The sequence below is a fragment of the Cryobacterium sp. PH31-L1 genome (assembly GCF_030063145.1).
GTDB lineage: Bacteria > Actinomycetota > Actinomycetes > Actinomycetales > Microbacteriaceae > Cryobacterium.
The window spans coordinates 325,554-339,513 of sequence record NZ_JASISM010000004.1 but is presented as its reverse complement, the minus strand read 5'-3'; the positions used below and the strand labels follow the sequence as shown (position 1 = coordinate 339,513).

10 protein-coding genes are annotated in these 13,960 nt (G+C 66.8%); 1 reads left to right on the top strand and 9 read right to left on the bottom strand.

What is annotated here, in order from left to right; genetic code table 11:
* Positions 1-10: 10 nt before the first annotated feature.
* From QMF22_RS10570 to QMF22_RS10530, 9 genes are all read right to left on the bottom strand, one after another.
* The gene (locus QMF22_RS10570; RefSeq protein ID WP_283453302.1) at positions 11-367 is read right to left on the bottom strand and encodes a GntR family transcriptional regulator; all 357 of its coding nucleotides are present in this window, start codon (positions 365-367) and stop codon (positions 11-13) included.
* 10 nt (positions 368-377) lie between these two features.
* On the bottom strand, positions 378-1,331 hold the full coding sequence (locus QMF22_RS10565; RefSeq protein WP_283453300.1) for a hypothetical protein: 954 nt from the start codon (positions 1,329-1,331) through the stop codon (positions 378-380).
* Positions 1,332-1,409: 78 nt separating this feature from the next.
* The gene (locus tag QMF22_RS10560) at positions 1,410-1,676 is read right to left on the bottom strand and encodes a hypothetical protein (RefSeq protein WP_283453299.1); all 267 of its coding nucleotides are present in this window, start codon (positions 1,674-1,676) and stop codon (positions 1,410-1,412) included.
* A 3-nt stretch (positions 1,677-1,679) separates the two neighbouring features.
* Positions 1,680-2,126 (bottom strand): GNAT family N-acetyltransferase, encoded by a 447-nt coding sequence (locus QMF22_RS10555; RefSeq protein WP_283453297.1) that lies wholly within the window; start codon positions 2,124-2,126, stop codon positions 1,680-1,682.
* Between the two features lie 8 nt (positions 2,127-2,134).
* Positions 2,135-4,744, bottom strand: a complete 2,610-nt coding sequence (valS, locus tag QMF22_RS10550; protein WP_283453295.1) for a valine--tRNA ligase — start codon at positions 4,742-4,744, stop codon at positions 2,135-2,137.
* Between the two features lie 122 nt (positions 4,745-4,866).
* Positions 4,867-6,546, bottom strand: a complete 1,680-nt coding sequence (locus QMF22_RS10545) for a dipeptide ABC transporter ATP-binding protein (RefSeq protein ID WP_283453293.1) — start codon at positions 6,544-6,546, stop codon at positions 4,867-4,869.
* The gene (locus QMF22_RS10540) at positions 6,543-7,421 is read right to left on the bottom strand and encodes an ABC transporter permease (protein ID WP_283453291.1); all 879 of its coding nucleotides are present in this window, start codon (positions 7,419-7,421) and stop codon (positions 6,543-6,545) included. The genes QMF22_RS10545 and QMF22_RS10540 overlap by 4 nt, the downstream gene beginning before the upstream one ends.
* On the bottom strand, positions 7,418-8,374 hold the full coding sequence (locus QMF22_RS10535) for an ABC transporter permease (protein WP_283453449.1): 957 nt from the start codon (positions 8,372-8,374) through the stop codon (positions 7,418-7,420). The genes QMF22_RS10540 and QMF22_RS10535 overlap by 4 nt, the downstream gene beginning before the upstream one ends.
* A 65-nt stretch (positions 8,375-8,439) precedes the next feature.
* Entirely contained in the window at positions 8,440-10,098 is a 1,659-nt protein-coding gene (locus QMF22_RS10530) for an ABC transporter substrate-binding protein (protein WP_502846933.1), read from the bottom strand.
* A 393-nt stretch (positions 10,099-10,491) separates the two neighbouring features.
* Here QMF22_RS10530 and ileS point away from each other — a divergent pair, with 393 nt between their 5' ends.
* Positions 10,492-13,902, top strand: coding sequence for an isoleucine--tRNA ligase (gene ileS / locus QMF22_RS10525; protein WP_502846937.1), 3,411 nt, complete (start codon positions 10,492-10,494; stop codon positions 13,900-13,902).
* Positions 13,903-13,960 lie beyond the last annotated feature (58 nt).

Here is a 13,960-nt window from a genome sequence, read left to right as displayed (position 1 = left end):
CGGCAGCGAATCAGGGGAAGCGTGGCCACTCCGCGCGAACCACACTGAGCGCGTCGTCGAGACTGACGCCCCGCCGCTGCAGGGCCTGCACGAAGCGTCGCGCGCTGGCCCGGGATTCGTCGTCGAGACCCTGATCGGCGCGCACCCGGGTGCCGCTGCCACGGCTGGTCGAGATGAGCCCGGCCGCTTCCAAGGCTGCGTAAGCGCGCGCGATGGTGCCGGTGGCTACCCGCAGATCGGCCGCGAGCTGGCGCACGGACGGAAGGCGCTGGTCGGCCGCGAGTGTTCCGGCCCGGATCTGATCCGCCAGCTGCGCGCGGATCTGTTCGAATGGCGGCGTGGGGTGCTCGTCGTCGAGGATGATCATGCGCGGGTGGTCATGACTGCCGCGCGGATGCCGCATCCACCGCCCTGGCATCGGCGGCGGCAACCCGGCCGAGTGGCTGCCTGGTCGCATCCAGAATAGAAAGGATGACCAGAACCCCGCCGAGCAGAGCGACCGTGAACCCGGCGATGACTTCGGCGAGTCCGATGGCGGCGGCCGGCTGCACGGAGGAGAGAGCAATCCCGCCCGGGGCGAAGGCGGTCGCGGCGTTGCCGGTGGCCCAGCCGGCGAACAGCAGAATGCCCCCGAAGTACAGAAAGAGCGCTCCGGAACTGAGTTGCATGACCACCCGTGTGGTTAGAATGCGCGCGGCACGATCGAGGTCGCTATATTGTTCTGAGCGCGCGGCCGAGGCGATACGGCCGAGCGCGAACAGCGTCGCGGCGGCGAGCAGCACGGTCAGGCCGATCAATGGCAGACCGTAGTACCAGCCCGGATACGGGCCCGCGGTGCTGGACCCGATGGTGATCGAACGAAAGGCGCCGTCCGACTGTGTGCTGGAGGCCAGGCCGGCGATGATCGCGAAGGCGACCACGGCGCCGGCAGCAGTAAGCGGCAGGAGAAAGCCCCAGGCCGGGCCGTAGCTCCACACCCGTCGCGGCACCAGGTCGGCCGAGCGGCGGCCGGACTGGTCGGTGACGATCCTGGTGGGGCAGAGCGCGAAGACCAGTAGTCCAAATGTTGCGGCGAGGCCGGGTGCCAGCATCAATGGCAGGCCGTACCAGCCGGGCTGGGCCTGGTTGACCAGGTCCAGCGCCCAGAGCACCACGCCGCCGGTCGCGAGGGCAGCGATGTTGCGCAGCATGATTGACCGGGCGAACCGGCGCGCGGTGACCGCGCCAATCTCCGGAACCGTCACAATCAGGCCCGCCAGCCGCTTGCGGCTGCCTACCCGAACAATCCCGACAACGATGAAGACGAGTAGGAAATAAATGAGAAAGAGCACGCTGGCCACCTTTCGTGTATCACTGAGATAGTACACACGACGGTAACATGTGTATGACTCAGGCGCTACACGGGAGGGCTAAATCCATTCCTCGTCGTCATCGACGGTGGTCGAGGGCTGTGTGATGGTGGCGCTGTCATCCACCGGGTTGTAGCGGATGATGGTGCCATCGTCGAGCTCGATCACCGGCTTGGACTCCAGCCAGGTCAGCGTCCAGCGCCAGGTGCTGGTGTCGACGGCGAGGGCCGTGAGGTCCTCCTCGACGGCGTGCACGGCGATTTCAACGACGTGCGGAAGCCCGGTCGGTAGGGTGCCGCCGAGGGTCCACCGGGTACCCAGTTGCATGGTCTAGACGTCGATTTCGTAGGTGACCCAGTCGGTACGCGTGCCGAGCTGGTCATAGAGCACCTGCGCGGTCGCGTTGTCGGCCGCGGTCAGCAGCTGAACCTGGGCGAGTTTGTGCTGGCGGGCGTAGTCCTTGGTGAACTCCATCAACTGGGTGCCGACGCCCTTGCCGCGAGCGTCCTCGGCGACGTAGAGGTCGTCGAGGAACAGCGCGAGGTCGCCGCTGAGCGTGCGCGGCACCGTGCGGTAGTGCGCGAACCCCACGAAGTCACCGTCGTCGTTGACCGCGACCGCTCCGTCGAGGTCGTTGTTCGCGTCGATGATCCAGCTCCAGACCTGCAGGGCTTTCTGATCGGTCAGTTCGCTCTCGTAGAACTCGCTGTAGCCCTCGAACAGGCCCAGCCAGGCGAAAAAGTCTTTATCGCCCAGCGGGCGCACGGTTACGGACATCTGGTCTCCTAGCTTTCCAACACGGTGGCGAACACGATGTCGGTCACAGCGAGTTCGCTGCCGTCGACAAAGGTTAGTTCTTGAATCCGACCGACCGCTTTGAGATCAGCGGCGGCCAGGGTGAGCAGAGCGATCTCGGCGGGCGCACCGCATATTACTGCGGAATCCACTTCGGACTTCTGCGACGCTTTCGCATCCGTCTTGGCACGACGGATGCCGGTCAGGGCTCGGCTGGCCAAATCAAGCAGGGCGATGTTGCCGGTGGCGACCTCGTCGCTGCCGAGCAGGTCGGCCGCGACCGGCCACGGAGCGGTGTGCACCGAGCCCGCGTTCGACCAGGACCACGCCTCTTCGGTCGCGAACGGAACAAACGGTGCGAACAGGCGCAGCAGGGTGGCTAGCGCGGTGCGCAGCGCAGAGACAGCAGATGCCTGTGCCGGGCCGGGCTCGCCGTAGGCGCGCTCCTTCACCAGTTCGAGGTAGTCATCGCAGAAGGTCCAGAAGAAGCTTTCCGTGGTCTCCAGGGCGCGCGCGTGGTCGTAATTCTCGAACGCGGTCGTGGCCTGGGCGACGACGGCGGTGAGACCGGCCAGCATGCTCTGGTCGACCGGCTCGGTGACCGGGGCGTCGATGCTGCCGGCAGACATGGACACGAACTTGCTCGCGTTGAGAATCTTGATGGCCAGGCGTCGGCCGATCTTGATCTGCGTCGGGTTCTGCGGGTCGAAGGCCGCGTCGGTGCCCAGGCGAGACGATGCCGCCCAGTAGCGCACCGCGTCGGAGCCGTGTTTTTCGAGCATGTCGGCCGGGGTGACCACGTTGCCCTTCGACTTCGACATCTTCTTGCGGTCGGGGTCCACGATGAAGCCGCTGAGCGCGGCGTGCTGCCACGGCGAAGTGCCGTGCTGCTGCTCGGCGCGCAGCAGGGTGGAGAACAGCCAGGTGCGGATGATGTCCTGGCCCTGCGGGCGAAGCGAGTACGGGAAGACCAGCTTGAACAGCTCCGGGTCGCGTTCCCAGCCGCCGGCGAGCTGCGGGGTGAGCGAGGAGGTGGCCCAGGTATCCATGACGTCGACCTCACCGACAAAGCCGCCGGCATGACCGCGCTGGCTTTCGGTGTAGCCGGGTGCGGCATCCGAGGACGGGTCCACCGGCAGCAGGTCGCGGGTGGCCACGATCGGCTGGTCGAAGACGGGGTTGGCGTCGGCGTCGAGCGGGTACCAGACCGGCAGCGGCACGCCAAAGAAGCGCTGGCGGGAGACGAGCCAATCGCCGGTGAGACCGTTGACCCAGTTCTCGTAGCGCACCTTCATGAATTCGGGGTGCCAGGCCAGCTCGGTGCCGTGCTCGAGCAGCCGGCCGCGCAGCTTCTCGTCGCGAGCACCGTTGCGGATATACCACTGCCGGGTGGAGACGATTTCGAGCGGCTTGTCGCCCTTTTCGAAGAACTTGACCGCGTGCACGATCGGCTTCGGTTCGCCGATCAGGTCGCCGCTGGCTCTCAACAGCTCGACCACGGCCGCTTTCGCGCCGAACACCGTCTTGCCGGCGAGCTGCGCGTAGGCGGCCCCGCCGGATTCGGAGGTGATCGCGTCGGGAATCTCGGCAATGATGCGGCCGTCGAAACCCATGATTGCGCGGTTGGGCAGGTCGAGCTCGCGCCACCAGACGACGTCGGTCACATCGCCGAAGGTACAGATCATGGCGATGCCTGACCCCTTGTCCTTCTGGGCGAGGTGGTGGGCGAGCACGGGAACCTCGACACCGAACACGGGGGTCGTCACCGTGGTACCGAACAGGTGTTTGTAGCGTTCGTCATCCGGATGCGCGACCAGGGCCACGCAGGCCGGCATCAGCTCCGGGCGGGTCGTCTCGATCTCGATCGTCGTTCCGTCGGGCTTTGCGAACGACACCCGGTGGTACGCGGCGGGCATGTCTTTGTCTTCGAGTTCGGCCTGGGCCACCGCGGTGCGAAAAGTGACGTCCCAGAGCGTGGGCGCCATGGCCTGGTAGGCCTCGCCACGTTCGACGTTGCCGAGAAAGGCGAGCTGTGAGGTGAACAGGGCCTCCGGGCCGATTGTGCGGTAGGTCTGGGTCCAGTCGACACTCAGACCGAGGGTGCGCCAGAGGGCTTCGAACTGCTTCTCATCTTCTTTGGTGAGGGTTTCGCACAGTTCGATGAAGTTGCGGCGGCTGATCGGCAGCTGGTCGGCGGCCTTGGAGCTCCTGCCGTCGCCACCCTCGAACGGCGGAACGAAGTTCTCGGTGTAGCCGAGCGACGGGTCGCAGCGTACGCCGTAGTAGTTCTGCACGCGCCGTTCGGTGGGGAGGCCGTTGTCGTCCCAGCCCATCGGGTAGAACACGTTCTTGCCGCGCATCCGCTGAAAACGGGCGACGACGTCGGTGTGGGTGTACGAGAACACGTGCCCGATGTGCAGCGAACCGGAGGCGGTCGGCGGGGGAGTGTCGATCGAGTAGATCGATTCGCGGGTGGCGTTCTCGCGGGCGAACCGGTAGGTTCCGTCGGCGTCCCAGCGGGATTCCCATTTGGCTTCGAGCCCTTCGAGGGCTGGCTTTTCCGGGACGTTGGATGCTGGGGCGCGATCGGCGTTGGTCATAGTTCTCCGGTTCGGTATTCGGCACCGTGTAGATGGTGAGGTGCCTCGTGTGCCCATCCAATCTACCTGATCGGTTCTTTTTCCCCGAACGGGGGCTTCCGGTGCGGCTCGTCGGCGTCTGCTCAGACCGACAAACGGGGCACGGCGGCGAGCAGCTGTGCCGAATACGGATGCTGCGGCTCGGCGAACACGCGCGCCGCAGGGCCGAGCTCCACGCTGCGGCCCGCCCGCATGACCGCGATCTGATCACTGACGTGCGCCACGACACCGAGGTCGTGCGAGATGAAGACGAGGCTGAGCCCGCGCTCGCGCTGCAGGTCGTCGAGCAGGTCGAGCACCTGGGCCTGCACGGTCACGTCGAGCGAGGACACCGGTTCGTCGCAAATGAGAATCTGGGGCTTCCCGGCCAGGGCACGGGCGATACCGACCCGCTGTCGCTGCCCGCCGGAGAGCTCGAGCGGACGTCGGGGCAGCACCGTGGCGGCGAGGCCGACCTCGTCGAGCAGGGTCGTCAGCCGCGCCGTCGTCTGCGGCGCGCGGCGCTGTCGGCCGAGGCCCAGGGCGTCACTGAGGATCTCGGCGACGCTCCAGCGCGGATCAAACGAGCCGAGCGCATCCTGATAGATCGCCCCAACGCCGGGGCGCAGAGCGCGCCGCGTCTTCTCGCTGGCCGTGCTCCAAGGCTGGCCGAAGACCCGAACCTCGCCGTGCTCCGGCGTGAGGAGCGCGAGCAGGAGTCGCGCCGTCGTGGTCTTGCCGGAGCCGGATTCGCCCACGATTCCGAGGGTGCTGCCGCGGGGGAGGGCGAACGAGACGGTATCAACGGCAAGCTGCCGGGTGCCGTCGGGGCGTCGAAAACTCTTGGACAGGCCGATGGCCTCGAGCACGACGGTGTTGTTGGGGGGAATCTCCGGGACAGAGTCTATTGCGGTGTCGGGACGGCGCGGTGTGCTGGGAATGCTCGGGGGATCGGGTGTGTCGGCCGCGCTCAGTCTGGTGCCGCGCGGTTTGTCGGCCGGGATCGCGGCGACCATGCGCCGGGTCTGCTGGTGCCCGGGCGACCCCAAAACCCGCTCGGTACGGCCGGTCTCCACGAGCACGCCGTCGTGCATGACGGCCACCCGGTGCGCGATGCGGCTGACCACAGCGAGATCATGACTGATCAGCAGCAAGGCAGTGCCGGCGCCCGTGATCCGCTCGAGCAGTGCCAGGATCTGGGCCTGCACGGTCACGTCGAGGGCCGTCGTCGGTTCGTCGGCAATGAGCAGCGGTGGGTTCAGCGCTATCGCCGCGGCAATCAGGGCGCGTTGGCGTTCTCCGCCGGAGAGCTGCCCGGAGAGCTTCTGCACCTGCATCTCGGGGTCTGGCAGACCGACGGCGTCGAGCAACTCGAGAACCCGCGCTGCCCGCGCGGAGGCACCGAGACCGGTGTGCAGACGGAGGGAGTCGGCGATCTCCCGGCCGATCGGTCGCAGCGGGTCGAGCGAGACCAGGGCATCCTGCAGCACCAGCCCGACGTCCTTGCCGCGGCGGGCCTGCCAGGCAGGCTCGGTCAGGCCGAGCACGCTGTGGCCGACGAGCTCGAGCCGGTCGGCGCTGACCCGTGCGTTCGAACCGGCCAGACCGAGCAGGCTGCGGGCGGTCACGCTCTTGCCCGAGCCGGATTCGCCGACGATGGCGAGGCACTCGCCCGGCGCGATCTCAAAGGACACGCCGCGCACGACCGGGTCGGCCATGCCGAAACCCACGCGCAGGTTGCGCACCCTCAGCGCGACTTCTTCGCCCATGCCGGCCTCGCTCATGCGTGCCGCATTCTGCGGTCGATGCTGCGACCGAGCACAGTGGCGGTCACGGCGGTCACGACGATGAACAGACCGGGAAAGAAACTCATCCACCAGGCCGAGGTGATGTAGGTTCGCCCGGCCGAGAGCATGGCGCCCCACTCAGCGGTCGGTGGCTCGGCGCCGAGGCCGAGGTAGCTGAGAGTGGCAGCCCAGACGATGGCCTGGCCGATGCCGAGGGTCGCGAGCACGAACAGTGGAGCGAGGGTGTTCGGCAGAATGTGGCGCAGCAGAATCTGCCAGCGGGTGCGTCCCAGCACGGTTGCGGCCTCGACGAAGGCCGCAGAGCGTACCGAGATCAGCTGGGCCCGGATGATGCGGGCGTACCCCGGCGCGGTCGACAGCCCGACGGCGATCGTGGCGGTCGCTACGCCGGGGCCGAAGATCACGATGAACAGCAGGGCCAGGAGCAGTCCGGGAAAAGCGAACAGCACCTCGAGGAATCGGTTCACGGTGAAGTCAACGACGCGGCCCAGCATTCCGGCCAGGGTGCCCAGCACGATACCGAGCCCCAATCCGATCGCTGTGGCGGCGGCACCGATCACGAGCGAGTACTGGGTGCCGTGAACGACCCTGGTGTAGATGTCCCGGCCCGATTCATCAGTGCCGAAGCCGTGCGCGCCGGAAGGCGGCTGAAAGGCCGAGAGCGGGTCGATCGCCAGCGGATCGCCGGGGGCGAGCAGCTGCGGCACCACAGCGGATGCCAGCAGGAACAGGGCGAGCACTGCGGCCCCCGTCTCGGCGACGCCGAAGCGTCGTGGTCGACCAGACTTTCCCGACCGGTCGGGCTGGGCGGCCTGCGCGGCGAGTTCTGCCTGCACCTCCAGGTCGCTCATGAGAGGCGCAATCGGGGATCGACCAGGCGACTGACGGCATCCGTCAGCAGGGTCATGAGAATGTAGGCGACCGCGACGATCATCACCACGCCGATCACCACGGGAACGTCACGCAGGGTGACCGCGTTCAGCAGGGTGCGGCCGAGGCCGGGGCGAGCGAAAATGGTTTCGACCACGACAGCGCCGCTGATCAGCGAGCCGAAGGCCCAACCGGAGAGGCTGATCGCGGGCAGCGAGGCGTGGCGCAGTGCGTGGATCCAGCGCACGCCGCGCTCGCTCTCACCGCGGGCGCGGGCCGAGAGCACGAACGGGCTTTCCAGAGCGCGCAGCAGTGATTCGCGCATGATCTGGCCGAGAAATCCGGCCAGCGGTATGGCCAGGGTGAGTACCGGCAGCACCAGGCCGAGGGCGCCGCCGGTGCTGATCGGCGGCAGCACGCCGAGCCAGATGCTGAACACGACGATGAGCGAGGTGGCCAGCCAGAAATGCGGCAGCGCTGCCGCGACGATTTCGAGGGCCGACCCCACCCGGGAGGCGATCCGGCCGCTCTGGGTCGACCAGGTGGCCAGGGCGAGGGCGAGCAGCCAGGCCAAGGCCAGGGCGAGCACGGCCAGCAGCAGGGTGCCGCCGAGCTGGCTCAGCACGAGCGGCCCGACGTTGAGGTTGAGGGAATAGGACCGTCCCAGGTCGCCGGTTGCGAGCCGGCCGAGCTGGGCGAAATACTGCACGATCACGGGCTGGTCAAAGCCGTACTCGGCGTTGACCGATGCGAGGGCCTCAGCGGAAGCCTGCGATCCTGGGCCGCCCAGCACGGCCTGGGCCGGATCACCCGGAATGAGGCGTACCGCGAAAAAGGTGACGGATGCCACGGCCCACAGCACGAAGACCGCTCCGCCCAGGCGGGCGAGCACGCGCCGCAGTGGCCGCAGCACAGGCAGTTGCAGCCTGGCCATGCGCTGCCCGGGAGCGCTTCCCGGCGCCAGACGAACCGACCCCGCCCCGGGCCGATCGGGCGGCGCTACCGGTTCAGCCACGTGTCGTAGAGCGTGGGCACGGCCACGGTCGGCAGGGTGCGCAGACCCACGACGTCACTGCGCAGCAGGTAGTGGTTCTGCTGGTCGTAGAGCGGCAGAATGTAGAAACCCTCCAAAATGCGGTTCTGGGCGTCGGCGTAGAGCGAGGCGCGCTCGGTGGCATCCGTGGTGCGCGCTGCGGTCGTCAGCAGCTCGTCGATAGCGGGGTCATTGACCTGGGCAAGGTTGGCGAAGTACCCGCTGGGTGCCGGCACGATGCTGGCGGAGTGGTACAGAATGCGCAGCACGTCAGGGCCGACCTTGGTATACGGCGCGCTCACCGCGTCGTAGTCGTTGCTGGCGAGGGCGGCGTACCAGCTCGAGAGGTCCATCGGGGCCAGCTTGACCTCGAAGCCGGTTTCCTTCGCCGTGGCCTGAATCTGCTCGAACACGCTCTGCTCGGCCGGGATCGACTGGTTGGTGCTCACCGGAAACTCCACGCTCAGCCGCACGCCGTCTTTGACGCGGTAGCCGTCGGCATCCGTTTCGCCCCAGCCGGCCGCGTCGAGCAGCGTGACGGCGGCGGCCGGGTCGTAGTCGAACAGTGCGGGGTTCGAGACGGCGGTGCTCTCTGCGCTCGACAGGGCCGAATACGACCGGGTGGCGGTGCCCTGGAACAGGCTCGAGACGGCATCGTCGACGTTGGCCGAGCGGATGAACGCCTCACGAACGCGCACATCGTTGAACGGGGCCTGACCCGAGTTCAGCTCGATGCGGTTGGAGGCGCCGGGGCGTGGAGAATCGAGCTGTTCGATGGAATCGCTCTGCTTGGCCTGCACGATCGTGTCCGGCTGGGCGTTGTCGATCACGTCGACCTCCCCGGACTGCAGGGCGGCGTAGCGGGAGGCCGAGTCGGGGATGAACCGCCAGATGACCTTGTCGAGGTAGGCGGGGCCGGTGTGGGCGGCATCCGCCGGCGGCGAGGTGTAATCGTCATTGCGCAGGAGGGTGATCGCGTTCTGCTTCACCCAGCTGTCCACGAGGAACGGGCCGGTTCCCACCGGGCTCGCGCAGTTCTCGTCCTGGCTGCGCTCGAGCGCGGTCGGCGATTCCATGGCGAGCCAGGTCTGCGAGAGCGACTCCAGCAGGGCGCTGTCCGGTTCGCTGAGGGTGAAACGCACCACGGTGGGGGAGACCGCTTCAGTGCCGGTGACCTTGCCGAGAGCGAGATAGCCGGTCGACGACAGGGTTGCCGGGTCTTGCAGGTGGGCGATATTGGCCTGCACGGCCACGGCGTCGAACACGGTGCCGTCGGTGAAGGTCACGTCAGAGCGCAGGGTGAAATCCCAGGTCAGGCCGTCGTCACTCGGGAGCCAGGACTCGGCCAGCCAGGGGATGATCTGGCCGTCGCTGTCGCGGGAGACGAGGGATTCCAGGTACTGGGCGCTGACCAGTGCCTGGGGAAAGTTGCCACCGACGTGCGGGTCGAGGCAGGTCGGTTCGGCATCGCCCGACGCATAGGTCAGGGTGCCCCCGGTCTTCGGTTCGCCGACCGGTTCGTTCGAGTCGGCCGGGGTACAGCCGGCCATGAGCAGGCCCAGGGCCACGATACCGGTGGTGGTTGCGAGCAGGCGACGGGTGCGCCACGGGTGCCGAAGGGGCATGAATAATCTCTTTTCCCGGCGGGTGCGCGCCGAGTTTGCGTTCACAGGTATGCCTTGCGGGGCACCCCTCAACGTTAGGCTACGTCGGGCCAACGGGGGACAGCCATTACGCGCATCCGTTCTTCTGGCGACATATCAGTCTCGAGCATTCATCCGGTACGATTAAAGCGAATGACAGTGACCCGGCCATCACCGGGAAGTCTTCGGAAGAACAGCTGGTAGCCCTCGGGCGGCCAGCTCAGTAGAACCGAACGAGTCGGGCCCGTTACAGCCTGTGAACAAGCGGTCATCCGGCAGTTTCGGTTGGCAAGCGAGGTGGTACCGCGGCGATTTCTCCAGAATCGTTCGTCCTCGTGGAGCAGGGCCCTCGTGACCCGTCCCGGTAGGAGAAGCATTTTGTACCCCAAGAGCCGCAATACCCACAACGGTGCCACGCCAGGCGAAGCCATCGTTCCGTCGCCGAATTTTCCGGCCCTCGAGACCGAGGTGCTGGAATTCTGGAAGAACGACGACACCTTTCGAGCCTCGATCGACCAGCGCGCCGGCGCCGAGGAATGGACCTTCTATGACGGACCGCCGTTCGCCAACGGTCTGCCGCACTACGGCCACCTGCTCACCGGCTACGCCAAGGACCTGTTCCCCCGTTTTCAGACCATGCGCGGCAAGCAGGTGCACCGCCGGTTCGGCTGGGACACCCACGGTCTTCCCGCTGAGCTGGAGGCGGAGCGCAAACTCGGTATCACGGACAAGAGCCAGATCGAAGAAATGGGCCTCGCCGCGTTCAACGCGGTCGCCCGCGAGTCGGTGCTGGAGTACACCAAAGACTGGGAAGAGTATGTCACCCGCCAGGCCCGCTGGGTTGACTTCGACAACGACTACAAGACCCTCGACATCACCTTCATGGAATCGGTGATCTGGGCGTTCAAACAGCTGCATACCAAAGGCCTCGCCTATGAGGGGTACCGGGTGCTGCCGTACTGCTGGCGCGACCAGACCCCGCTGTCCAACCACGAACTACGCATGGACGACGACGTCTACAAGATGCGCCAGGACCAGACCGTCACCGTGACCTTCCCGCTGATCGGTGCCAAGGCCGAGGCGCTCGGCCTCACCGCCGTGCGCGCCCTGGCCTGGACCACGACCCCGTGGACCCTGCCGACGAACTTCGCGCTCGCGGTGGGCCCCGAGATTGTCTACGCCGTCGTGCCGGCCGGCCCGAACGGCACGCCCGACGCTGAGGTGCTGCGCGAAGGCACCGATACCGCAGCGACTGTGCTCGGCGCCGAATATCTCATTGCCATCGATCTGGTCGGTAACTATGCCAAGGACCTGGGCTATGAGTCGGCTGCCGAAGCCGTCGCATCCGTTTCGCGTACCGTGACCGGAACGGAACTCGAGGGGGTCAGCTACGACCGCTTGTTCGATTACTACGCGGACGAGTCGGTCTGGGGCACGCAGAACGCCTGGCGTATCCTCGTGGCCGACTATGTCACCACGAGCGACGGTACCGGCATCGTGCACCAGGCGCCCGCCTACGGCGAGGAGGACCAGAAGATCGGTGAGGCCGCCGGCATCCCGGTCATCCTCTCGCTCGACGATGGCGGAAAATTTCTCAGCGACGTTCCCGATGTGGCCGGCCAACTCTGGAGCGACGCCAACAAGCCGCTCACCGCGCTGCTCAAAGCCAGCGGCCGTCTGCTGCGCCAGGCCAGCTACGAGCACTCCTACCCGCACTGCTGGCGCTGCCGCAACCCGCTCATCTATAAGGCCGTCTCGAGCTGGTTCGTGCGCGTCACCGACTTTCGCCCGCGCATGGTCGAGATCAACCAACAGGTGAACTGGGTTCCCGAGAACGTGAAGGACGGCCAATTCGGCAAGTGGATCGGCAATGCCCGCGACTGGTCGATCAGCCGCAACCGCTACTGGGGCTCGCCGATCCCGGTCTGGAAGAGCGACAACCTTGATTACCCCCGAACGGATGTCTACGGTTCCCTCGACGAGTTGGCCGCCGATTTCGGGGTGCGCCCCACCGACCTGCACCGCCCGTACATCGACGAACTGACCCGTCCGAACCCGGACGACCCCACCGGCCAGTCGACGATGCGACGCATCACCGACGTCCTCGACGTCTGGTTCGACTCCGGCTCGATGCCGTTCGCTCAGGTGCACTACCCGTTCGAGAACCGGGAATGGTTCGAAGCGCACAACCCGGCCGATTTCATCGTGGAGTACATCGGGCAGACCCGCGGCTGGTTCTACCTGCTGCACGTCCTGTCCACCGCCCTGTTCGACCGTCCGGCCTTCAAGAATGTGGTCAGCCACGGTATCGTGCTCGGCAACGACGGCCAGAAGATGTCGAAGTCGCTGCGCAACTATCCCGACGTCAATGAGGTCTTCGACCGCGACGGCGCCGACGCCATGCGTTGGTTCCTGATGAGCTCGCCGGTACTGCGCGGCGGCAACCTGGTCGTGACCGAGGAGGGCATTCGAGAGGGTGCTCGTCAGGTTATGCTGCCGCTCTGGAGCACGTACTACTTCTTCACCCTGTACGCCAACGCGTCCGGCGCGAACCACGATGGCGCGGGGTACGGGGCCACCTGGCGCACCGATTCGACCGACGTGCTCGACCGCTACCTTCTGGCCAAGACCCGGGACCTGATCGTGGGTGTCACGGCCGACCTCGAAGCCCTCGACAGCACGGTCGCCGCGGCGCGCCTGCGCGACTTCGCCGACGTGCTCACCAACTGGTATGTGCGCCGGTCGCGCGACCGGTTCTGGGGCGGAGCCGCTGAGGGGGCCACCGCCCACGAAGCCTTCGACACCCTGTACACCGTGCTCGAAACGGTTTGCCGGGTCACTGCACCGCTACTGCCGCTCGTCACCGAACGCATCTGGCAGGGCCTCACCGGAGGCCGCAGCGTGCACCTCGAAGACTGGCCGGACGCCGCCCTGTTCCCCGCCGACGAGGCGTTGGTCACCGCGATGGACCAGGTGCGCCTGATCAGCAGCACGGTGCTCTCGCTGCGCAAGCAGGCCGGACTGCGGGTGCGCCTGCCGCTGACCAACCTCACCGTCGTCACCGGCAATACCGCCGCCCTCGCGGACTTCGTCGCCATTCTTCGCGACGAACTCAACGTGAAGACGGTCACCCTGATCGAGCTCGAAGATGACAGTGCCGCCGCCTACGGCGTCACGAGCAAGCTCGTCGTCAACGCACGGGCTGCCGGTCCGCGCCTCGGCAAGCAGGTGCAGCAGGTCATTAAGGCCGCCCGAGCCGGCGACTGGAGCGAAACCGACGGCGTCGTCACGGCCGGCGGCATCGCCCTGGAACCGAGCGAGTACGAGCTGACCCTCGAGGCGAACAGTGACGCCGCCGACGGTGGAGCCGCGCTCGCGCTGCTCCCAGGCGGCGGATTCACGCTGCTCGCCACGACCACCACGCCCGAACTCGAGGCCGAGGGGTTCGCCCGCGACCTCATTCGGGGTGTGCAGGACACCCGCAAGTCGGCCGGTTTTCAGGTGAGTGACCGCATCCGTCTCGATCTGATCTTTCAGAGCGAAGCGGATGCCGACTCCTTCGACCTCGCCCTCGGCGTCGACGTCGCAGCGGAAACCCTCGCCACGAGTTTCACCACCCACCGCCCGTCAACCGGCGAATTCTCGGCCGAACTGCCGTCGGAGTGGCTGGAAGCCCGGGTCGGAACGCCCGTCGAGCACTACGTCCGTTTTGAAGCCGACCACTATGTCAATCTGGGCGCCGTCATCGTGGCCGTCGCACGCGTGAACGGAGCAATCCTTGTCTGACAACGACAATCCCACTGACGACACTGCTGACTGGAAGAACATCACCGGTCGGGGCGAC